Below are 22,389 nucleotides of genomic sequence, written 5' to 3'. Positions count from 1 at the left end.
TTACTTGCCGCGTGTTGCAGGAATAGGTTCCGTGGACATTTTTAACTTGGCCGAAGTCCCCGCGTTTACGACCAAAGACGGGTCGGAGATTCGCGAGTTGCTGGCTCACCGCAATTCGTGCATCACGAACCAAAGTTTGGCCGAAGCGCGACTGCCCGTCGGAGGAAGCACGGCACCGCACTATCATCCACTCTGCGAGGAAATTTATTATTTGCTCGCAGGGCGCGGCCGGATGCAGATTGAAAATGAAATCCGCAGCGTGGCACCTGGCGATGCAATTGCGATCCCCCCTGGCAAACGGCATCAAATCACCAACATCGGCGACGAAACATTGCGGTTCCTCTGCTGTTGTGCTCCAGCCTACGAACATGAGGACACCGTCATGGTGAACGATTGGCCCACCTGCTGATTCACCCGGGCGAGACGACCGGGCTTTATAACAACCAACCACACTGACAGAACTCACAATCATGACCCAATACCGTACCGAACGCGACACGATGGGCGAGATGCAAGTTCCCGCCGATGCCCTTTACGGAGCCTCGACCGCGCGAGCCGTCGACAATTTTCCGATTGCCCACGAGCCCGTTCCCGCTGCGATGATTCATGCCTTTGGCCAATTGAAAGCCGCCTGTGCCGAAGCCAACATGAATCTCAGCAAGCTCGACGCGAAGCGCGGCGATGTCATCGTCGCTGCCTCGAACGATGTCGCGGCCGGTAAGTACGACGTTCATTTCCCGGTCGACATCTATCAGACGGGCTCAGGCACGTCGACCAATATGAATGCCAACGAAGTGATCGCCAATCTAGCCAACGAACGGCTGGGCTTCGGCGTCGGCGCCAAAGGTAAAGAAGGCGCAGTCCACCCCAACGATCACGTCAACATGGGGCAATCCTCCAACGACACATTCCCCGCCGCGATGCACATCGCCGGAGTGACCGCCCTCACGCGAGATCTGCTCCCTGCGCTTGGCCGCTTGGCCGAAGCGCTGGAAGAAAAAGCGAAAGCCTGGGATCACATCGTCAAAATCGGTCGCACGCACCTGATGGATGCCACGCCGATCCGCGTGGGTCAGGTGTTTGGCGGTTACGCGGCCCAAGCCCGCTACAGCGAAATCCGCGCGGGGCGTGCGCTCGCTCGCTTGCTCGAAAACATGCCCATCGGTGGCACGGCCGTCGGCACAGGCATCAACACCCATCCCAAATTCGCCGGTGAAGTTTGCACTTCGCTTAGCAAGCGGCTCGGCCACGAATTCCACGAAGCGGCCAATCACCCCGAAGCCCAAGCCGCCAAGGATTCGTTCGTTGAAGCCCACGGGGAACTAAAAACCATCGCCGTGGCCCTCACCAAAATCGCCAACGACATCCGCTTGTTGGGTTCCGGTCCGCGTTGCAGCATTTTCGAGCTTTCGCTCCCCGCCACTCAGCCGGGTTCCTCGATCATGCCCGGCAAGGTCAACCCGGTGATCTGCGAATCGGTCATCCAAGTCGCCTGCCGCGTGATCGGTAACGACACAACCGTAACCACCGCCGGCTTGGGCGGCATCGGCTCGCTGTTTGAGTTGAACGTCGCCATGCCGGTGATGATCGACGCGTTTCTTGAGTCGGTCAAACTGCTGGCGAATTCTTCGAATGTGTTCGTCGACAAGCTACTCACCGGATTGGAAGTCAACGAAGAACGCTGCAAAGAGCTCATCGACCAGTCGTTGATGATGGTCACTTCGCTTGCCCCGCTGGTGGGTTACGAACAATCCGCCACGTTGGCCAAAGATGCGTTCAAGCTCAACACAACCATTCGCCAGTTGTGCCTCGACCGCAAGATTCTCCCCGCGGAAGAACTCGACAAAGCGCTCGACCCCATGTCGATGACCCACCCCAGCGCGTAATTAGCGCCGGTGCTTGCACCGCGCTCAACGAACTCAGTGCGCCGGTGCTTGCACCGCATGTATTGCCAGCACACACATTGGGGGAATTGGCAAAACTTTTCCAATCGTTTTAGCTTGTTCGATTGCAGCAACTTTGCCGGCGCGGACGATACAACGACCGAGGCGGGAAATCTCTCCGCCGCGTGTATTGTTTATCCTGCAAAGTCTCGCTTGCGGATCGAAGATCATGGAAGTTTCGTTTGCTCGCCGACTCGTCTATCTCCTTGGCATTGGACTCCTGTGTTCGTCAAGCCTCAAGGCCGCCGACACCGGTTCGGTCGTCTTTGTCGAGGACACCAACGATGCTCCACCCGTCGTGAATGCTGGCAGCGGCTCGTTTGTCGTGATTGACCAGCAATCCGCGCCAACAAGAAAGCAGACGCAATCCAAATCTGCTCCACTGCGCAGCGCAGCACCCAAGAACACGACATCCAAGAATATTGTCCGCCACGTCGCCGAGGTTCCTCGGCTCGACGAAGCGGGTCAACTGCTCATCGAAGCACACACGGCATCCACCACGGCCAAAACCGAAACCGAACTCACCGAAGTGATCGACAAGTGCATCGCCGCGCTTCGTTTGAACATCAAGGGCGAGAACAAACAGTTTGCCACTACGTTGATTTCGTGGTCGCTCAACCGTCGCGGGCAAGTTTATGCCGACGCCGGTAACTCGGAGCTCGCGGACTCCGATTTTGAAGAAGCTCTGAATTTTGATCCCAACAACTGGCGCGCCCTCCACAATCGGGGCGTCTCGTTTGCTGAGTCGGGAAAATTCGCCGAAGCGTTCGATGACTTCAACACGGTCATCAAGACCAACCCTAAATTTGCGAAGGCCTATACCAACCGAGCGACCCTGTTCGTGCAAGCTGGTGATCTGGAAAGCGCCGAAAAAGATTATCAATCCGCTTGCAAGTTGGATGGCAAGCTCGCGTCGGCTCGCTTGGGTCTCGCGCGTGTTTGCCACTCCGGTGGTCGCTGGGATGAAGCCCTCGAGCACTTCACCGCCGCCGCGAAGCTCGATCCCGAGAATCCAGGCATCCTCTGCAGCCGTGGGGATCTGCTTTCCGACATGGGTCAGTATGCCGACGCCTTGGCCAGCTATGCGATGGCCATCGAAGTCAAACCAAGCTTTGGTCATGCTTATCGAAATGGAGCTTGGCTGTTGGCTACGTGCCCCGACGAACAATTCCGCGATCCGGAAAATGCCATTCTCGGTGCCAAGCAAGCCTTGGAATGTGAATACGGCGAACGCCACGTTGCCCTCGACACTCTCGCGGCGGCCTTGGCGAGTGCCGGCGAATTCGACGAAGCCATCGCCACGCTCGAAGAAGCGATCGAATTGGCACCATCCACGGTTCGTGCTGAATACGTTGCCCGTGTGAAACTCTACGAAGAGGGCCAGCCCTTCCGCACGCAACCCGTCGCCGACATTTCACAAGCGGTCTATGAAGAGATCGACGCCGAATAGCAATCGCTAGCCGCGACTATTTCGCGGGCAAATCGTCGTGCAGACAACGCACGAGCGCCGACACGGCCATCGCCGTGCCGTACTGCTGGTGATAATCGTACAAAATGTAGTCCCACCAACTGCCGTCTTTTTCTTGCAGCGGCATCAGAATCTTGGCCAAGTGATCCTGATAGAACGGTCGCTGGTCCGCAGGAAGTTCGTCGATGCACATCGCTGCGTAATAGTGGCCGTAGTAATAAAAATAACCCGCCACGCCAAAATCCGCGAAGTGCGGCGACTGCGCCGGATAGTTGCGTTTACGGCTCATGCTGAGCCAACCGTTTCGCACGATCAGCCGGTCGAGCCATGTTTCGATGACTTCGTCGGTCACTATTTTGTCGCCATACATCCGTAGCGCCAGATTGCAAACCTGCGAACGGCCTAAACTCCCCGCCGGGCGATTGATATCCATCCGCGGCGCGTATTTCAAATACTCGCCGTAGGCGTAAGCAAAATCGGGGTAACGCTGCCGCAAAATCGAATCAACGGCCGGCTTTGTGAGCGATTCGGGGATCTTAAAGCCCAAACCTTCCGCTTTCTTGAGCGCGATCAACACGGTCGCCGTGGTGAAACTGATCGAACTTCCCGTAGGACGCTCCTGCTTAGCCCGCCGCGGCTGAATCGCGTTGCCATACTTGTCGGTGAAGGGATCATCGTAATATCCCCAGCCGCCATTAATGAACGAATCCTGCTCCAAGCGGCGAATGTGATATTCAATGAACTTGCGTAACCGGGCTTGCAACTCGGCATTGCCTTCAGCTCGATCATATAATGCGACGGCCGTCTGAACGCCGTAGGCATGCCCCCACACATTGTAGAGCGCGTGGCCAAAGTAGTCGTCGTACATATCCGGGGCGCTCCGCCGCAGGTCGCCCCCTTCACCCAACAACCAATCCTGCGAGCGATCAATGGCCGCTTCGATCTTTTCGTGTTCTTTGCCATCAAACAAAGGGCTCGCGGCCACCAGGGCTTCAATCGCTAGTGCCGTTGTGCCCATCCGATAGGCATGATGAGCCCCCGGCACGGGAGCCCAAATCTTGTAATACTTCCCGTTCTCCGAACGCCCCCAAGCCCCCGACTTGAGCTGCGTTTCGATTAGAAAATCGACGCCGCGCTGGATCGACCGTTTAATCTCAGCCCGACTCGGTGACCTCGTCGGCTGCGGCTTGGGCCCTTCCACCGACAACGGATAGACAGGCTTTTTATCGGTGGCAACGCTCGCCACGTCATCTTCACTCGCCAGACCAAGCGACGCACAGAAACTCCACACCATCAGCGCAAACAAAAACCGCACTGACAAATTCTGAAGATAGTTAGACATTGAATCTCAGACTAGGCCGGAACGAGCAACGCGAGTTCCGGCAACAGAACTATTCGTGTATTTCGTGTCTATTCGTGGTTACAAATCCTACTCTTCCTCTTCTTCATCCTTCTTCTTGTCTTCCTTGACAATTTTATCTCCCACCTTCAATCCAGACAGAATTTCAACCTCTTTATCCTTCGTCTTGCCGACTTTCACCTCACGGCGCACCGGCTCACGGTCGTCTCCCTTGAATAGCATCACATACTTGATCTTATCATCGTCCTCATCGGTATTGATCAAATCCGCTGGCACCATCAGGGCATCTTTCTTGTCGTAGGTCGTCACTTCCACGCTGCAACTCATCCCCGCCACGAGCCAATCGGGCAAATCTTCCTTATCCAGATCGAGCCGCATTTCAAACTTCTTGCCGCCCCCAGGAATTCCCGCCAGCTTGGTCACTTTGGCCGCCAGTTCATCGTCGGTATCCGCCGTGGGAGTCGTCGTGGCCTTCATCCCAGTCTTAAATTCCGGCAAGTCTTTTTCGCCGATGTTCGTGACAACATAAAGCGGCCTTTGCTTGACGATTGTCATCAACACCGTGTTCGGCGGAATCATGCTATACGGCACAAGCTTCGCCATGATCGAGCCGATCTCCGCCCACTGCCCGCTCACGCAGCGGCCATAGTAAACCGTGCCGTCGGTCGGAGCCTTAATCACCATGAGATCACGATCTTTGAGCAATTTCGCATTGGCTTGCAAGCTCTTGGATCGCGCAGCCCGCTTCTTTTCGAGATCATACTTGCCTTGGGTAGTTCCCAGTTCCATCGCCGCTTTGGCTTGTTCCAGCGCGAGTTTCGCCTCGTTCAAAGCCGTCGTGTAGAACAAATCGTTCCGCGGCAACGACACATTGAGTGTGTAATCGCGATTCGCTTCTTGAAGCTCCAACATCAACTTGGCAGTCGAGACTTCAAATTCTTGCCGACGCAAAACAATCTTTTCGGTCTCTTCGGTGATCTCGTCGGCCTCGTACATCTTTTTGAGCTGTTCGAGTTCTTCTTCTTGCGAAGCGAGATCTTCCTTCGACGACTCGTAGCGATACTTGGCAATCCGCTCGGCAAATGGGCGGTCCGTATCCACATAATATTTGTGGTCTTCAACTAGCTGATCGTGAGACCGCTTCGCCGCTTCGTAGGCGAGCTTTAATAGCTTGTCGGTTCGCGGAGCTTGTTCCTCCGCCTGCATGAGTGCCAATTCACTCAGTCGCTGATCGATTGTTTCATCGGCAAGCTTTTCTTCAATTTGCTCATCGTCGAACCGCACGAGTACGTCACCCTTCTTGACTTCCGTTCCATGCTCGACCGCTTCCTTGACCACATAGCGGGCCCACGTATCCGGCCGCAACGCGACTTCTTCCATATTCTCCGCGACAAAGACTCCGTCGAGTTTTTGCTCGATCTTCAGCGGCTTCTTCTTCACCGTGAAGGGTTTCGCCTTCGGCTTCTCCTCGGCCTCGGATTTCTCTTCATCCTTCTCGGTCGACTCGGCCTTCTCCTTAGCGTCAGCTTTCTCTGATTTTGATTCTTTATCTTTCTTGTCGCCAATTTCTTTTTTGGCCGGTTTCTTGTCTTTTTTCTCAGCGTCTTCGTCATCAGCCTCCTTGTCGTCGGCATCATGCGCGTCGGCCGACTTCTTTTCGTCCTTGCTCTTCGAGTCGTCGGACTTCTTGTCGGCTTCTTTGTCGGAATCCTCTGACTCATCAGCCGGATCGGGTTCCTGATCTGGCTTGTCCGCAGCAGCTACCGCGGTCGTCAAAACCAAATTTACATCCCGAGCCACCAGCGGCGCCCGCAACATGGCCAAACAGACAAGTGTCGCGCCCATCAACACTAGCGGGCAACGATTCAACACAGACATGGAGGGCTCCTTGCGGCGGGACGCGGACTTATTCCGCAAAATTAGTTGAGGCGGCATGAATCGCTCATGATTTCACAATGGACGAATTCACCCGTTCCGGCAAGTTGGGAAAAATTTACGGTCGCTAGATTCTAGCTCTCACACCCGCTAAAACCTACTTGCAGCAGGAAAATCACACGGAACACCCCTCTCCCTGCACCAATCACTGGCCGACAGTTGCGTGAAGGCACGATGTTTGGAGAGACACATTCAATCATCACCCGCATAAAATCCATAATCGTCACAATCCTCCACGGCTCACTCCCATGAAAATCTACACCCGCACTGGCGATGACGGCTCCACAGGTCTTTACGGCGGGGGACGTGTCTCCAAATGCGACTTGCGAATCGACGCCTTTGGCGTGGTCGACGAACTGAACGCCCAGCTCGGCGTCGTCCGTACCGTTGAATTACCGGTGAATTGCGATGCGATTCTCTCATTGCTGCAAAATCGCATGTTCGACATCGGAGCCGAGTTGGCTACTCCCCAAGCCGTCGAACATGGCACAGCTTATTTGCAAGAAGCCGATGTCGCCCGCGTCGAAAGCTGGATTGATGAATTGGAAGCGCCGCTCCCCGCTCTGCAAACGTTCATTCTTCCCGGAGGCACGCCCGCCGCTGCCGCGTTGCATTTGGCCCGCTGCATTTGCCGCCGCGCGGAACGTCGTGTGGTCGCTCTCGCGCAAACGTCTCCCGTGCGAGAAATAGTGATCCACTATCTCAATCGCGTAGGCGATCTGCTGTTCGTCATGGCCCGCGCAGTGAATCAAGAACTGGGCCACGCCGACGTACCCTGGCAAAAGACAACCACGGTTTAGCATCGCAAATCCTAATTCTCCACGCTGCCTACTTTACTGCAACCAATAGGCTTCATATCCTACCATTCTGCCAAACCCTGTCCGTTGAGAATCGGATGGCTGGCTTGGCCTCGCATCGTGTAACAATGCTGCTTGCTGTTCAGCGGCGAACATGGGTGGCTCGGCTAACAAGTTCCTTATTCAATTGGAGAGGTGATATGCACCGAGTATGGCCCGGCGGATGTTTTGTCCTGCCCCTTCTTCTTGCATCCGTTTTCGGCAGTTCCTTGTCGGCGCAGGAACTCACGCTGGAATCCGTTGACGAAAAGGCACAAGCCGCAGCTGTCGCTGGCAACACCGCTTGGATGCTCACTTCCAGTGCCTTAGTGCTCTTCATGACGGCCCCTGGCCTGGCCATGTTCTACGGCGGTTTGGTGCGCAAGAAAAACGTGCTCAGCGTGATGATGCAGTGCGTCTTTCTGATGGGACTGATGACCGTCATTTGGGCTCTTTACGGTTACAGCCTCTCCTTCGGCGGCGACGGGCCCTACGTCGGCAATGGTGAGTATCTCTTCATGAACAACGTGCAACGCACCTGGGATGCCGACACCGAATCCCCCGTCGAGCTGTTTTATCTCGATACGCCGCTCCCGCTGTATTGCCACATGGTGTTTCAGGGAATGTTCTTCATTATTACCCCCGCGCTCATTTGCGGTGCGTTTGCCGAGCGGATGAAATTCAGCGCGATGGTCGTGTTCAGCATCTTGTGGGGCACGCTGGTTTACTGCCCGCTTTGCCACTGGGTATGGGACGGTGGCATCCTGGCGTTCAATTCACCCCATGCCATTGCCGGCGGTGCGCTCGACTTCGCCGGGGGAACCGTTGTGCATATCAGTTCAGGCATTTCAGCCCTCATGTGCGCGTTGGTCATCGGCAAGCGCAAAGGCTTCGGCAGCGAAGACATGCGACCCCACAACCTTACCTACACCGTGCTCGGAGCGGGAATGTTGTGGGTCGGGTGGTTCGGCTTCAACGCCGGTAGTGAACTCCTCAGCGATCATCTCGCCAGCAGCGCGTTCGTGGTGACCCATTTTTCTGCCGCAGCGGGTGTGCTGGGTTGGTCAATTTATGAATGGTTCCACAACGGCAAGCCCAGCGTGTTGGGTGCCGCGTCGGGTGCCGTCGCCGGTTTGGTCTGCATTACTCCCGCAGCAGGTTTTGTGAATCCCATGCCTGCCTTGCTCATGGGTTTTGTCGCAGGCATCGTCTGTGCCCTCGCCTGCGGTAAGCTCAAGCCTGCCTTCGGTTATGATGATTCGCTCGACGCCTTCGGCGTCCATGGCGTGGGTGGCACGCTGGGGGCGATCCTCACGGGCGTCTTCGCTACGCGGGCCTGCTGGAATATCGACGGCGGAAATCCCTTGGGATTGATCGAAGGGGGCAGCAAGGTTTTCGTGGGCCAGATTGCCGCCGTGGCCGTTACGATTGTGTTCAGCATTGTCGCCACGCTGATTATTCTTAAGGTGATCGACATCGCCATGGGCCTGCGTATCAGCCCCGAGGGCGAAACCCGCGGCCTCGATATTACCGACCATGGCGAAGAAGGTTACATTTTCTTCTAGGCCAAGGCGAACTTTTACCAGTAAACTTAAAGGGCGGGCCCGGCTTGCTCTTAAATTAAAAACTCACGGAGTTACGTGATGAAGAAAATCGAAGCTATCGTGCGTCACTTCAAACTCGAAGACGTCAAGAACGCCTTGAGCGAACTCGGCATCGCGGGCATGACCATCACCGAGGTCCGCGGCTTTGGCCGCCAGAAGGGACATACCGAAACCTATCGCGGCACGGAGTATGCCGTGGATTTTGTCCCTAAGGTCAAAATAGAAATTGCCGTGTCCGAGGAAAAGTCCCAATCGGTGATCGACACCATTATCAAAGCCTCGCAAACGGGCCAAATCGGCGACGGCAAGATCTTTGTCTCCGATCTGGTCGAAACGATTCGCATCCGCACCGGCGAAACCGGCAATGGTGCGCTATAATAGAATTGGCAACGCTTGCTCCCCAGCCGCGGCCCAAAAAGCCGCGGCTGTTTTTTTGTCATTCGGAATCGAAAACTCAGGATGCCCGCCAGTCTGCAAATCACCGACACGCTGCAACAACTCCGCACCGAGTTGCAGACCCGTCGCGCCGAGATTCAGGCCAGCCACGATCGCGGACTTGCCGGTGCGCAAGTCTCCGCCAAGCTTGGCTCGATGCTCGACACGATCCTCATGCGTCTCTTCGAAGCATCGCTGGCCATTGCTCCCACTGCCAAAGCCGACAAACTTCGGGCGAATCTCGCCGTCGTCTGTTTAGGCAGCCACGGCCGTCGCCAATGCTCGCCGTATTCCGACGTCGATCTCATGTTTGTTTATCAGAACCTACGGAGCGAAGAAGTCGCCGAAATACTGCGACCTCTCACTCAGGGTGTGTTCGACATCGGCTTGCAATTGGGTTCCAGCATTCGCAAACCCAACGAAGCGATCCAACTTGCTCGCGACGACGCCGTGATCTGCACGTCACTGATCGACGCGCGGTTGCTGCTAGGAAGTCAAACGCTATTCGAAGATTTTCGCACGAGCTTCGAGAAAATGGTCCGCCGTAATAGTAAATCGCTCTGCCGCACCTTTCTTGAAGCGCGGACCCAAGAACGCAATCAATACGGCGAAAGCGTCTACCTCCTTGAACCTCACGTTAAACGCTCGCGCGGCGGTTTGCGGGATATTCATCTCCTGCGTTGGCTCGGCTTTGCCGAATTCGGCGCCGCGGACCCCGACCGTTTGCATCTCCTGGGGGCGATCTCCAAGTTCGATCACCATCGCCTGCAATCCGCGACCGAATATCTGCTGCGGCTCCGCAACGAGATGCACTTCCACGCCGGTTCGTGCGCCGATCTGCTCGACCGCGCCGAACAACTCCGCGTGGCTGAATGGCTCGGCCTTCAGCACCGCAGCGGTTTGCTTCCCGTCGAGCAATTCATGCGCGACTATTTCCGCCATACCAATCATGTTTGGCAGTTGGTTCGCCGCCGCGAGGCGAGCCTTCTGGCTGGCGGTGCTGTGTCACGTGTGCTTGAGCCGATTTTTAGTCGCAGTGTCGGTGCCGACTTCCGCGTCACGATCAACACGGTCGGCGTCACGACCACAGGTTTGGCCAAAATCAAACAAGATATGATTGAAATCCTGCGGCTAGTGGAACTGGCCGCCGAGGAAAAAAAGCCGCTCGATCAACAGACGTATTCCGCCCTGCTTTTGGCCGCTCCCGACTTTCCCGAGGAAGCGACCGACGAAGTACGCCGCCATTTCTACAACATACTCGCCACACCCCACATCGTCGGCGGTGTCCTCGGTTTACTGCACGAGCTGGGTTATCTTGAAAAGATCGTCCCCGGCATGCGGCACGTGCGCTGCTTGCTCCAATTCAATCAATACCACAAATACACGGTCGACGAACATTCCTTGCGCGCCGTGAGTGAAGCCGCGAGCTTTGCTTCCCGCGAGGACCGCCTGGGCAACGCCTATCGCGAAGTGGCCGACAAACGGGTTCTCCATCTGGCACTGCTACTTCACGATTTGGGCAAAGGTTACGAAGAAGATCACAGCGAAGTCGGCAAACGCATCGCCGAAGAAACGGCTAAACTCTTTCAGCTCGACGAACGCTCCACGGACGATTTGGTGTTCCTGGTTCACAAGCATTTGGCGATGTCGCATCTCACCTTCCGCCGCGACACATCCGACGCACGCCTACTGGAAGGATTCGCTCGCCAAGCGGGCACCGTCGAACGCCTCAAGATGCTATTCGTTGTCACTTGCGCCGACCTCGCGGCGGTAGGTCCCGACGTTCTCACGGCCTGGAAGCGCGACGTGCTGGCCGAAGTCTACTCGCGCACCGTCGGTTTTCTGGAAGACGACGACACGACCGACTTCCGTGCGAAACTCACGGCGAAATCCGCGGCCGTGCTCAAGGAACTCAGCCCCGCCCAACGAGCCGACGAATGGTTCGTCAAACAACTCGAAGCCCTCCCGACGAGCCATCTCACGAGTCGCGACGCACCTGAAATTGTCGAAATCTTTTCCCGGCTCAAATTGCTTCGGGAGAACGAAGCCACCGCATGGTGCCATTATCAAGCTTCGACCAAAACGATCGTATGTTCGGGTGGGATTAGTCGTGGCGTTGGCCGAGGAGTCTTTTCCAGTATGGCTGGCGTGCTGAGCAGCGAAGGCCTACAGATCCTTTCCGCCGACATCGACGTGCTGGCCGACGAACTGGTGCTCGTCCGCTACACCGCGACCGACTCCCAATCGTCCAAACCTCCCACGAAACAGCGGCTCAAAGAATTCGAACAAAAAATGGTGGCTTCGATCGATTCTGAGCAATCCCCGCAGTTCCGTCGTGTCTGGGGCCAAGACAAAATCGAAGCCTCACGTAAACTTAGCCCCCAAAGCACCGAAGTTCGCATCGACAACAATCTCTCCGAAAACTACACGATTGTCGAAGTCTTCACCTTCGACCGCACCGGCTTGCTGTATGCGCTCGCCCGTAAGCTGCACGACATCGGCCTCGTGATTCGCCATGCCAAAATCGGCACGTACCTCGATCAAGTTGTCGACGTGTTCTATGTGCTCGCCCGCGAGAATGGCCAGAAGATCTTCGACGAGGGTTATCTCAACCACATCAAGCACGAAATGTACCACGCCGCCGAAGGGCAGTAAGCAAGAAGCCTATCAATTGCCAAGTGCCAGGCTCCGGAACCGGCGAGCCCGCTTCAGCGGGCGTGCTTACACCATAAGCATCTTGCCACTCCGCCAAATCTCCCAGGTCTGGATTTCGCTGCCACGCCAAAAAATCTCGCCCCGTCACCACACCGTCGAAATCAAAATCCCCCGGCAAGCCCACCTCTTGCAAAATGGCAAGGTGCATCATCGACGAAAGTTCTTCCACATTACTAAAAACGGTCCGCTCCGTGGCGAACGTGAAGACCAAGCCATAATCTTCATCGATCCAACTGTGAAAACCTCGAGCCCCCGCCGCGAGCGCATCCACGGTCGGTCCCGCTTGTTCCAATTGATCGAGCCACACGCCAATACCATAGCGGTTGTTCCCAGCCGGTGAATTCGCGATGACCTGATCGTCGCTGGTTTGCCGCGTGAACATCTCGGCCACCGATTCGGCCGACAAAACTTGCGTGCCGCTGACTCGGTCCACGCCATCGTTGAGCAGCATGTCTGTAAACCGTGCGAAATCGGTAGCGGTCGATTCCACGCCACCCGCCACGCGTGGATTGGAGTCACTCGCGATGACAAAACTCGTATTCGTCATGCCGAGCGGACCGGTGATCCGCTCCGCAAACAGATCGATGTAGCGCTCGCCGGTGGCCACTTCGGCCGCCGCCCCTGCCGCCTGCATCGACAATCCGGCATACGCAAAGGTCGATCCCGGTGGTCCATTCTGAAGCGGTTGTTCGCTGATCAAAAACGCCGCTTGCCGCAGCGTGATCAAGGAACTGAGCAAAATCGGCGACGACACATCTTCGCCCGGCAATCCCGACGAATGTGAAAACGCCTGCCGAATCGTGATCTCATTGTAACCCGGCTTATTGTATTCAGGCAGAAAGTCGCTTAGCCGGCTGTCCAATGAAAAGCCCATCTCACCGGTTTCGGCAAGCGACATCATCAGCGCTCCGCTGATCGTCTTTGAAGTGCTATCCACATTGGCAGGGCGATCAATCGACCAAGCACCAAACGCTTGGTGATAAAGCAATTCACCATTCTGCAGTAGCCGGATCTCAAACCCCGGCACCGCTTGGCCGACGTTCTGACCTACGAGTGCTCCCTCGGCAAGTGCCGTCAGCTCCGTGAAATCGTAAGCCTCAAGCGATGGCAAGCATACGCCCAGCACGAGTAAGCAACAGGTGACATAACGAGGGGGCATATTAGTCCTCGACACAGGTTTCAAAATTAAAACCCCATGTATCAGCCAAAGTTCCGCCCGTTAGCCGGCATCGTCCCGATGCCGTGAATATTGCCTCACGCATTCAACTTTACGCTCGGATCATCCGCCACGTTCACCCACACGTGCACGTGCGGCGAACCGCGGAAGTGCCACACAAACGATGGCCCCTCGATCCGCCAATTGTCCCATACCTTGTCGCGCCCGATGTCGCCCTGCTCGTAGAAGGCCAGGTGACACTTATCGAGTCCTCCCTGCGCATTGAGGCAAGCGATCACTTCGTCTCGGTCGTTTTGGCGATACGGCTCGACGAGTTTCCGCAAAACTTCCTGCACCCTTTCGCGTTGATCGCTGGAAAGTTCGGTCAGCGGAATTCCTTGAAACCGGCCGCCGGCGCCCTGAAATCCCGCTCGCTCTTCGCGAGGTAAGCCTCGCTTCACCAACGCCAGTTGCTGCTGCTTGCCACTTAACGCTTGATACAGCTTATTCGCCTCAACGGCCTGCGGCCAGAAGACGTTGTTGGGATGGTCGGCTTCTTCGTCAAACGATTCCGCAGCATGGCCATAGAAAATCGGCCCGCCAAACGCTACGTGCTCGGTCGTGTTCCCATCGCAGCGCACAGTCATGTGGCGACCGGTCAACACAAACTCAAACTTGTCGCTTCCCGGTTCACCAAAGATGGCGATGCTGTTTTGCTCGCCAAAGCCGCCTGAGTCGTCGTCAAGTTGGCGATCGATCTTCGCTACCCATTCGGGGCTGTAAAGATTCTCGAAGATCCCACGAATCAGCGCGCGTTGATCCCCCGTGAAGAACTCATCATTCACGTAGTAATCGGTAATGTCCCAATTGTTGGCAACGCGAGTCCGCAAGAGTCCTCGCTCGGAATCAGTGTGATCCCACGCAAAGCAAACCTTCTCCCGCTGGCCAGGAGTGAGTGCCTCGTAAAGCAACTTCACCAGAGATTCGGCCGATTTCGGTGGCGCAACGGTTTGCTCGGCCGCACGCAGCAACAGCGGCGATTGGGCAACAGCCACACCCGTAGCTAAGAGCGTTGCCCCCGTCTGCCCCAGAAATTTGCGACGATTCATTCCGCCGTCGGCACTCGGTACACAACAAGGTCCCCAAGGATCCATCACCAACCTCCCTCTGTCTATGGAAAAGCTGCGCTCATTATTCGCTTGAACCTTGATTAGACCAGAGTGGCGACAACTTCGCAAATTTCGATGAAATTCCGCAATTCATCAAATCATGCAAGCCCCATGTACGCTTGGCTCCAACAACAAAGCCGTTTCGCCGGGTCGACCGTTACAATCGTCAGGCTTAGCAATTGCCACATTGTAATAATCCAGGAGCGAAAAACTGATCTAAAATTGACCATAGTTTTATTGCCCCACTGGACTCATCATGCCCCCTGCTTCGACATTATCTCGATCTCCGTCAAATACTCATAGAATGGGCCATGGAGAGTTTACTTGCATTCCCCTGTCGTTGTTTCGTATTCAACGATCCGTCGCGGTAAATCTCTATTGCCAACTCGACGACCAGAGCACGCCCGTGCTTTATCGCAGCTCCTCGATACCGATCACCGACGACGATATCGTCGACTTGAGAAATCGCGGTCACCGTGCCTTGTATGTTTCCTCGGCCGATTTCATTGCCTTTGGCAATGCGCTTGCCGAGTCGCTCCATGACGCCATCGAAGACGAATCGATCACACCCGAAGAGCGTTTCTCATTCCTGCAATCGGCCGCCGCCGTGGAAATGAACGCTGCCTTCAACATAATCAAATGCGATCGCGCGGTAGGCCTGGCTCAAGGAATGGCCAAACAGATCGTCAAACTCCTTGAAGGGAACACCATCGTCCCGCGCAAATTGTTCGCGATGGTGCAGCACGATTTTTACACATTCACACACGTGACCAACGTGGCCGGTTTCGCCAATCTTCTCGCCGACAAGCTTGGATTTACGGACCCCGCGATCAAAGAGCAAATCACCGCCGGCGCGCTGCTGCACGATATCGGCAAGCGATTTATTCCCGCCTCGTTACTCTGCAAAAAGGGCGATCTCTCCGACAAAGAATGGGAGCTTATAAAAAGCCATCCCCAACGCGGCTACGAAGATCTTTGCGAACGTGACGATATAAATGACGGCCAGCTCATGATGGTTTACTCACATCACGAGTGGCTCAACGGCACGGGCTATCCCGTCGGCATGGTGGGCAACGAAATTCACCCTTGGGCCCGGCTTCTCGCGGTTGTCGACGTGTTCGACGCGATCACCAGCGCCCGCCCTTATCGCACGCCGCTCAAACTCAGCGAAGGCTTGGAATACTTGCAACGCCAAGCCAACACGCACTTCGAGCCTGAAATGGTGCGTTGCTGGGTCTCGGCCATGCAACAAAGCTAAGCTCCTCTTCCTGTCCAGTAATTTTTCGCAAACTGGCATGCTTGATCCGTGCGAATCGCGCAGCGATCTGCTTTGCGCCCTCGTCATGTCGGCCTTCTCGCGCTACACTTTAGCCAAGGCGAGAGTTCGACCCCTTAATCGCAGGCCCGTCATGTCCGAAGACCACCACGAATTCACAGCGGACGACAATTATCCGCACATCGACGCCAAAGATACTGACCGCGAGCTGTCGCAGTACTATTCAAATAGTTTCCTGCGCTATACCGATTTCAAGCCGCTTGCCAAAGGGGGATCGGCCGTTTTGCAGACCTGCCGCGATAGCAATCTAGGTCGCACCGTGGTCATGAAGACCTTACACCCGCATCTCGCACAAAGCGAATACATGAAAGCCCGCTTTCTCCGCGAGGCCCGCGTCACCGCTCAACTCCAACATCCCGCCACCGTTCCCGTTTATGAACTCGGCCACGACGTCGAAGGTCGGCTCTACTTCACCATGAAAAAGGTCGAAGGCGAAACCCTGCGAGAGATCCTCGATAAGCAAAGTCTGGGCGATCCTGATGCACTCGCCACCTACAATCTCGAACGCATGTTGGGAACTATCATTCAGGTGGCCAACGCTCTGTCCTATGCCCATGTCCATGGCGTGGTCCATCGCGACGTGAAGCCCGAAAACATTTTGATCGGATCGTACGGCCAGGTTGTCCTCCTTGACTGGGGAGTCGCCAAGGTCTGGGCCAACGACGACTCGGAGCTCAAGGAGGAAGTCGAGCACGAGATTCTTACCGATCCCGGCCAGCGCCCCGGTACGCCGCTCTACATGTCCCCCGAGCAAATTCGCGGCGGCGGCGACAACATCGATGCCCGCACCGACGTTTATGGCATAGGAGCCGTGTTGTATGAAATTCTCACGCTCAAGGAGCCCCACCGCGGCGAGAACATCAACGAGACCTTCGAGATGATTCTCAAAGAAAGCACAGTGCCTGCCCACGAGCGCAATCCCAAACGGCAAGTCCCCAAACTGCTCTCCGCCATCACCATGCGCGCTCTGGAAAAAGAGCCGACCATGCGATACCAAAGCATGCAGGAATTGATCGAAGCCCTGCGCGACTTCCGCAGCCGAGCCTTGCAGTCACTGACCAAGCATTAACCAAAGCCATTTTTTCGCATTTAATACGCATATTGTTAGATTATTCCGTTTGCGCAATCTTTATTACAAAGACAATCTGACGCGTTTCGTTTGCATTTGCTAGTGATGGCCGAGATTAACCTCCGATTGCTTACTTAGAGCTTGGAGCTCTCGCCCCACATAATGCGATTCCAACTTGCGCTTCGATCGCGCGCCTGCATCTTGAATCGCTCTTTCAAATTTCAGAAAGTCATCGCATGAAGACCAAGGGATTGGTTTGGTGTATGGCAGTTCTACTGTCGCTTCTCTTTATTGCACCTTCTCACGCCGACACGTTGATTGAGCCGAGTTTCGTCGAACAGGCAGTTGCCACCGACGATCCCGGAGTTCAGCCGGTTGTGTTTCATTCTCACACGAGTGATTGCAACAGTTCGTTCTGGTTTGCGGGTGCTGAAATACTGTTTCTCGACGTTGATAATACAACCGGGGGTCGAATCACCGCGTCGTTCAACGACAATACCACGCCAGGAACGGAGATCAGTTTTAACACTGGAACAGGTCTGGACGATTTCGCCTATGCACCACGCGTGGTATTAGGCCGTCAACTTAATGAAAACTGGGGCATCGCGACCCGCTATTTTCATTTGAGCGACAATGAGACTCGCTTCCCCACACTCACTCCAGGCACAACACCACTCCCAACTTTTGGTACTTACACCGAAACTGACACGACCAACATGGATTTGATTGATATCGAACTCATTCGAAGTTTCAATCCAGGCAAAACCAAAATCGACGTCTCAGTAGGTGCCCGTCACGCTGCTTATGATGCCCAGTCGCTGTTTCATGCGTTCGGCGTCATCACAACGGGCAACTTTGCCAATCTTAATCTCTCCAACGGCTGCGATTTCGATGGCACGGGTGTGGTCACCGGTTTAGTTGCCCGTCGGCAAATCGGTGACGGACCATTCCATGTCTTCCTAGGTGGCCGCTGGTCCGAATTGTGGGGCCATACCGATTCCTTCGGTCGCTCGGCCGGCACGATCGTTAGTAATCCCAGCACACCACTCTCGGGTGCAGCAACAGTGACACGCAACAATGCCGAGAGCTTTATGATTATCAATGAACTCCAACTCGGCGGTCAATTTGATTTCGCCCTTCGCAATCTTCCCGCCTCGGCGTTCTTCCGCGCTGCGTTCGAGTACCAATATTGGGACATCAACGGACCACCCACAGGTGGTGCTGGCTTTGGCGGTACGATCGGCGACCTGACAACAAACTCCTTCGCTTCGGCAGGGTTGGGCGATGCCAAAGCCGTGGGCCTGTCGCTAGCAACCGGTTTCAAATGGTAAACTAAGAGTCAACTTCGAATATTCACGGGCGGCGAGAACTTTCTCGACCGCCCGTTTGTTTATTCCTACAATTCAACATTTTAGCCGGTATCGTTCCGATGCCGCGATGGTTGACTCGAATTATCAGAACATCATGCCACGCTGGTTACCCCTGGCCGTTGTTGTGCTTTTCCCACTTGCCGCCCACGGACAGGTGATCCAACAGCAAACCATCCAGCTTCCCACGTTCCACTACTTCGGTGTCTCAACCACGGTCGTCGTCCCCACCCACGGCACGATTCCACTTGGCGGAGTCACCTACGGCGGCATTGTGGCCACGCCGTTCGATAGAGTTGGACCATCATACGGCATCACCCGCGAATCGGTGGGCCTACAAATGGGTGTAACTGTGATCGACAACGAAGAACTCGATCGCGCCGTGCTCGCCGAGGCGGCCCGCCGACGTGGCGCTACCTTCGACGTGTTAGGGCGACCCGTGGCACCACTCGACCAAGCCCCAGATCGCGTGGATGCCCAAGTTTATTTACGCCGCGCCCGCGATGCCGAAGCCACAGGCCAACTGGAAGTCGCCAAGGTCTTCTACCGCCGCGCGGCCAAACTGGGCAGTGTCGAAGCGGAAGCACGCTTGGCAGAACGTGATAAGCGATAGTTGGACTCTTGCATATCGCTTCCGCCGAGGACGTTCATTGCCGTTGCAAATCAACGGCTCAAGCAACCAGCATTCGGGGCGCCAATAACCCAGCCGGGGCCGAAAAACACGACAAATCGCCGCAAAATCTGATTTTCTCGAACTTTCTGATACCAATTTCCATGATTTGGCGCCTCTTAAATTAGTTCGCCACACTTATCTTGAGTCATTCATAATCGGGGAGGAGCGATGAGGCTCGCTCTTGCAGCGGTAGCTGTCTGGTTTGCTTTGGGCGGGGTACTCTCCGCGGTCGAACCGATCAACATCGGTTTCCTCTGGCACATGCACCAGCCGATTTACTACCCTGGGGAAACCATTCTCCAGACCCAGGCGGCTGGACGGTTTTCATTCAATCTCTACGACATCCATAATCAACGCTTTGGACCTTACACCAGTTGGCCGAAAGACGCGCTTCAGCTGGGACTCAGCCAACCGCACCTTGGGGCTCAGGTTTCTTTTTCAGGTTCCCTCGTGCAGAACCTTAACAACCTGGAATCGGTGGGCACAAACGGTGGAATGTGGAACAATTGGGAGTCTTCGTACAACACAGCTCAGGCTTGGACCACGGCCGAGGGAAATCCACGACTCGATATCGTGGGCTTCGGCGCACATCATCCGTTGATGCCGCTGTTGGACGAGCGCGACATGCGGATGCAAATCAAATTGCACAAGCATGTCATACAGCAAACCTTCGGCACGGATGTGCCTTACTCCAAAGGAATCTTTCCCGCGGAAACCGCCTTCTCAACCCGGATGATTCCAGCACTTTTGGCCGAAGGGCTTGAATGGGCGATTGTCGACAGCATCCACCTGGATCGGGCGACGCAAAACTATCCCCATACCAACGCCTCCAACCTATACGCTCCGAATCGCGCCGATCAGATCAATCCTGACCCGGCGGCCAATGGTGGGGCCTGGGTACAACTGAATAATTTATGGGCCCCCAGCCGTGTCAGTGCTCCCTTTTCGTATCAACCCCACCACGTGCAGTATGTCGATCCCAACACGGGTTTGGCCAGCAAAATTGTGGCCGTTCCAGGTGCTCGCTACGAGGGAAACGAAGACGGCCGAGGAGGCTACGGCGCGCTGCAATATGAGGCCGTGATGGAGCAGTGTCGTCAGTTTAACACCGACCCCGATCACCCGATGTTCGTCCTGCTGCATCACGACGGCGATAACTTTGGTGGTGGCTCGGAGAGCTACTATCATGGCAATTTCCAGAACATGGTGAACTGGGTTTCCAGTACGCCAAACTACGATGTGACCACCGTGCAGGATTATCTCGACCGCTTCCCTGTCGATCCGAACGACGTTGTCCACATCGAGCCGGGTTCATGGGCGGGAGCCGACAATGGTGACCCCGAATTCAAAAAATGGCTCGGCGACCCAAACTCCTCCGGTTGGAGTCCCGATCGTAATTCATGGGCCGTGCTGACCGCCGCCAAGAATCGAGTGTTCACCGCGGACGATATCGCCCCCGCGACGAACATGCAAGGAATCTACACCGGAACGGGAACCCCCACCGAACGGGCATGGCATTATCTGCTGCAGGCCGAAGCCTCGGACCACTGGTATTGGGACGGCACCGAGATTTGGGACAGCAACGTTACACGCGGCAGCAATCTGGCAGTCGCCCAGGCCAATCAGGTCTTGAACAATTTTTCGGGCGTCGAGACAACCGCTCCGAGTGTCTTTCTCCCTCAGCGCGAATCATATAATCCTGGGGGATTCGAGTGGAGTACATCACCCGAGCCAAGCGAGTTTGAGGTCTGGACCTTTGCCTACGACGTCAGTGGGTTGTCCAGCGTGACACTCAAATATCGCATCGACAGTGACGGATTCAATCCGCTCGACTCGTTTCATAATGAAACCTACGCGGGTGGATCCGAAGTTGGCTCCTGGATGAGCATCCCGATGACTTCCAGCGACCTGGCACCACCAGCCAATATTCTCGCTCCTACATACCGAGCCTTACGCTATGGAGGAATGGTCACCGGCATCGAGAACTCGTTGGTGGACTACTATGTCGAGGCGATCGACCTTCTGGGCAATACCGCACGGACCGATATTCAGCACGTTTTTGTCGGTTCCTCGACAATCACACCTTCGAGCATCGTTACGATCAACCCCAATCCGGCTCAAGCAGGTCAACCAGTCACCATATCCTATGATCCAAGCGGGGGGCCCTTGGCCAGTGCTTCGCAGGTTTACTTGCATTACGGCTTCAATGACTGGGAAACTGTCCCTTCACCAGACTTAGCGATGACCTGGAATGCCAACTCCGAAAAATGGGATGCTACCATCCCGGTAAGTATGTCCGCCAACGTGCTCGATATGGTATTCAACAACGGCTCGAACATCTGGGATAATAACAACGGGCAGGATTGGCAATTCGCGGTCGAAGGTGCGCTGGCACCTCCCGAATTTGAGATGGATGGACTCCTTGACGCCGAAGCCCAGCTCATCGCCTCCAATGGAACCCGTGGTTTGTATGCAGCTGTGGAAGGTGACATTCTCTATCTAGCAACTCAAGATGCCGGCGAAGGGAATGATGTCTTCATTTATTTGGCTGATGTGCCAGGTACGATGCAACCCGCCAATTGGGCCAAAAGCGGCCAGATCGCAGGATGGGATGCTTTTTTAGCCGACGAAAACAACAACAATTTTGCCAGTTGGTTTGATGCCGTGGGCTCGAACGAAGTGGCCTCCGGCAACGGTTTGGGATTCTTAGAAGGGACAATCAATCTCGCTGAGGAATTCGGTGTGACTCCCGACCAGATTTACCTTGCTGTGGGTCTTTATCAATCGCAAGATGGGGGAATGCTCGTGAGCAGCCAGCAAGTACCCGCTTCTCTCGATGGCAACGGCAATATCAACCCTGGCGAGTATATCCTTCTGCAACTTTCGACTCCTTACACGGCCGACTTTGACAATGACGGCGATGTCGACGGCGCGGATCTAGAAATCTGGCATGAGTCGTTTAGTCTTAACGACCTTGGTGATACAGATGACGATGGAGATACCGATGGCCGAGATTTCCTGGAATGGCAAAGGCAGTTCGGCAGCGGCGTCAGCACGCAGATCGCCACACTGCACAGCAATTCCAGTGGCGAACTTACCGCCGCCACTAATCTCCCCGTTCCTGAACCAAGCTGTGGTTGGCTCTTGGTCTCTATTGCAATTGCCTCAAGTGGAAGTCGTGTGCGCAACGTAAATCGCAAAGCTTAACATTGCATGGTGTGCTGCAGCCATACATGACACCACGCTCTATCTCTTAGATCTTGCCAAATCCAAGTTCAACTTCCATTCCATTCGGAATTTGATAACTCTCTTGAACAGGAGGG

Annotated in this window: 16 protein-coding genes; 12 read left to right on the top strand and 4 right to left on the bottom strand. The window is 55.4% G+C overall.

The window, feature by feature from the left end; genetic code table 11:
- Positions 1-31: 31 nt before the first annotated feature.
- The 3 genes from SH678x_RS03240 to SH678x_RS03230 all read left to right on the top strand — a co-directional run bounded on the left by SH678x_RS03240 (position 32) and on the right by SH678x_RS03230 (position 3,393).
- A complete protein-coding gene (locus tag SH678x_RS03240) occupies positions 32-409 on the top strand; it encodes a cupin domain-containing protein (RefSeq protein ID WP_496921445.1) in 378 nt (125 codons plus the stop codon).
- Between the two features lie 61 nt (positions 410-470).
- Positions 471-1,886 carry a class II fumarate hydratase gene (locus SH678x_RS03235; RefSeq protein ID WP_496921444.1) on the top strand — a complete coding sequence of 472 codons (1,416 nt, stop codon included), beginning with the start codon at positions 471-473 and terminating at the stop codon, positions 1,884-1,886.
- A gap of 226 nt (positions 1,887-2,112) precedes the next feature.
- Positions 2,113-3,393, top strand: a complete 1,281-nt coding sequence (locus SH678x_RS03230) for a tetratricopeptide repeat protein (protein ID WP_496921443.1) — start codon at positions 2,113-2,115, stop codon at positions 3,391-3,393.
- Positions 3,394-3,409: 16 nt separating this feature from the next.
- Here SH678x_RS03230 and SH678x_RS03225 read toward each other — a convergent pair whose 3' ends face one another.
- Positions 3,410-4,753, bottom strand: a complete 1,344-nt coding sequence (locus tag SH678x_RS03225) for a prenyltransferase/squalene oxidase repeat-containing protein (RefSeq protein WP_496921442.1) — start codon at positions 4,751-4,753, stop codon at positions 3,410-3,412.
- Positions 4,754-4,840: 87 nt separating this feature from the next.
- Entirely contained in the window at positions 4,841-6,649 is a 1,809-nt protein-coding gene (locus tag SH678x_RS03220; protein ID WP_496921441.1) for an efflux RND transporter periplasmic adaptor subunit, read from the bottom strand.
- A gap of 305 nt (positions 6,650-6,954) precedes the next feature.
- Between SH678x_RS03220 and SH678x_RS03215 the strand changes: the two genes are divergently transcribed.
- The 4 genes from SH678x_RS03215 (at position 6,955) to SH678x_RS03200 (ending at position 12,236) form a co-directional block, all read left to right on the top strand.
- Positions 6,955-7,506 (top strand): cob(I)yrinic acid a,c-diamide adenosyltransferase, encoded by a 552-nt coding sequence (locus SH678x_RS03215; RefSeq protein WP_496921440.1) that lies wholly within the window; start codon positions 6,955-6,957, stop codon positions 7,504-7,506.
- A 197-nt stretch (positions 7,507-7,703) separates the two neighbouring features.
- Positions 7,704-9,107: an ammonium transporter gene (locus SH678x_RS03210; protein ID WP_496921439.1), complete on the top strand. Its 1,404-nt coding sequence runs from the start codon at positions 7,704-7,706 to the stop codon at positions 9,105-9,107.
- A 78-nt stretch (positions 9,108-9,185) separates the two neighbouring features.
- Positions 9,186-9,524 carry a P-II family nitrogen regulator gene (locus SH678x_RS03205; protein WP_496921438.1) on the top strand — a complete coding sequence of 113 codons (339 nt, stop codon included), beginning with the start codon at positions 9,186-9,188 and terminating at the stop codon, positions 9,522-9,524.
- Positions 9,525-9,605: 81 nt separating this feature from the next.
- Entirely contained in the window at positions 9,606-12,236 is a 2,631-nt protein-coding gene (locus SH678x_RS03200) for a [protein-PII] uridylyltransferase family protein (RefSeq protein WP_496921437.1), read from the top strand.
- On the opposite strand, the gene SH678x_RS03195 is transcribed toward SH678x_RS03200, so the two are convergent.
- Together SH678x_RS03195 and SH678x_RS03190 are read right to left on the bottom strand one after the other, a co-directional pair.
- A complete protein-coding gene (locus tag SH678x_RS03195; RefSeq protein WP_496921436.1) occupies positions 12,199-13,455 on the bottom strand; it encodes a serine hydrolase domain-containing protein in 1,257 nt (418 codons plus the stop codon). The genes SH678x_RS03200 and SH678x_RS03195 overlap by 38 nt on opposite strands.
- Before the next feature lie 95 nt (positions 13,456-13,550).
- Entirely contained in the window at positions 13,551-14,606 is a 1,056-nt protein-coding gene (locus SH678x_RS03190) for a DUF3500 domain-containing protein (protein WP_496921435.1), read from the bottom strand.
- 319 nt (positions 14,607-14,925) lie between these two features.
- Here SH678x_RS03190 and SH678x_RS03185 point away from each other — a divergent pair, with 319 nt between their 5' ends.
- The 5 genes from SH678x_RS03185 (at position 14,926) to SH678x_RS03165 (ending at position 22,273) form a co-directional block, all read left to right on the top strand.
- Complete coding sequence (locus tag SH678x_RS03185; RefSeq protein WP_496921434.1) at positions 14,926-15,879, top strand: HD-GYP domain-containing protein; 954 nt, start codon at positions 14,926-14,928, stop codon at positions 15,877-15,879.
- Between the two features lie 151 nt (positions 15,880-16,030).
- Complete coding sequence (locus SH678x_RS03180; RefSeq protein WP_496921433.1) at positions 16,031-17,026, top strand: serine/threonine protein kinase; 996 nt, start codon at positions 16,031-16,033, stop codon at positions 17,024-17,026.
- 263 nt (positions 17,027-17,289) lie between these two features.
- Positions 17,290-18,357, top strand: a complete 1,068-nt coding sequence (locus SH678x_RS03175; RefSeq protein ID WP_496921432.1) for an Lpg1974 family pore-forming outer membrane protein — start codon at positions 17,290-17,292, stop codon at positions 18,355-18,357.
- Between the two features lie 106 nt (positions 18,358-18,463).
- Entirely contained in the window at positions 18,464-19,006 is a 543-nt protein-coding gene (locus tag SH678x_RS03170) for a hypothetical protein (RefSeq protein ID WP_496921431.1), read from the top strand.
- Positions 19,007-19,234: 228 nt separating this feature from the next.
- On the top strand, positions 19,235-22,273 hold the full coding sequence (locus SH678x_RS03165) for a carbohydrate-binding protein (RefSeq protein ID WP_496921430.1): 3,039 nt from the start codon (positions 19,235-19,237) through the stop codon (positions 22,271-22,273).
- The last annotated feature ends 116 nt before the right edge of the window (positions 22,274-22,389 follow it).

Source organism: Bythopirellula superficialaquae (genome assembly GCF_059632245.1).
Note: the sequence above shows the minus strand (reverse complement) of the source record. Positions and strands in the feature narration are given on the sequence as shown.

Excerpts from the sequence above, each read along its gene's own strand:
- SH678x_RS03165 (WP_496921430.1), top strand. The coding sequence starts at position 19,235 with ATGAGGCTCGCTCTTGCAGCGGTAGCTGTCTGGTTTGCTTTGGGCGGG.
- SH678x_RS03170 (WP_496921431.1), top strand. The coding sequence starts at position 18,464 with ATGGTTGACTCGAATTATCAGAACATCATGCCACGCTGGTTACCCCTG.
- SH678x_RS03215 (WP_496921440.1), top strand. The coding sequence starts at position 6,955 with ATGAAAATCTACACCCGCACTGGCGATGACGGCTCCACAGGTCTTTAC.
- SH678x_RS03185 (WP_496921434.1), top strand. The coding sequence starts at position 14,926 with ATGGGCCATGGAGAGTTTACTTGCATTCCCCTGTCGTTGTTTCGTATT.
- SH678x_RS03210 (WP_496921439.1), top strand. The coding sequence starts at position 7,704 with ATGCACCGAGTATGGCCCGGCGGATGTTTTGTCCTGCCCCTTCTTCTT.
- SH678x_RS03200 (WP_496921437.1), top strand. The coding sequence starts at position 9,606 with ATGCCCGCCAGTCTGCAAATCACCGACACGCTGCAACAACTCCGCACC.
- SH678x_RS03220 (WP_496921441.1), bottom strand. The coding sequence starts at position 6,649 with ATGTCTGTGTTGAATCGTTGCCCGCTAGTGTTGATGGGCGCGACACTT.
- SH678x_RS03235 (WP_496921444.1), top strand. The coding sequence starts at position 471 with ATGACCCAATACCGTACCGAACGCGACACGATGGGCGAGATGCAAGTT.
- SH678x_RS03190 (WP_496921435.1), bottom strand. The coding sequence starts at position 14,606 with ATGGATCCTTGGGGACCTTGTTGTGTACCGAGTGCCGACGGCGGAATG.
- SH678x_RS03180 (WP_496921433.1), top strand. The coding sequence starts at position 16,031 with ATGTCCGAAGACCACCACGAATTCACAGCGGACGACAATTATCCGCAC.
- SH678x_RS03175 (WP_496921432.1), top strand. The coding sequence starts at position 17,290 with ATGGCAGTTCTACTGTCGCTTCTCTTTATTGCACCTTCTCACGCCGAC.
- SH678x_RS03230 (WP_496921443.1), top strand. The coding sequence starts at position 2,113 with ATGGAAGTTTCGTTTGCTCGCCGACTCGTCTATCTCCTTGGCATTGGA.
- SH678x_RS03205 (WP_496921438.1), top strand. The coding sequence starts at position 9,186 with ATGAAGAAAATCGAAGCTATCGTGCGTCACTTCAAACTCGAAGACGTC.
- SH678x_RS03195 (WP_496921436.1), bottom strand. The coding sequence starts at position 13,455 with ATGCCCCCTCGTTATGTCACCTGTTGCTTACTCGTGCTGGGCGTATGC.
- SH678x_RS03225 (WP_496921442.1), bottom strand. The coding sequence starts at position 4,753 with ATGTCTAACTATCTTCAGAATTTGTCAGTGCGGTTTTTGTTTGCGCTG.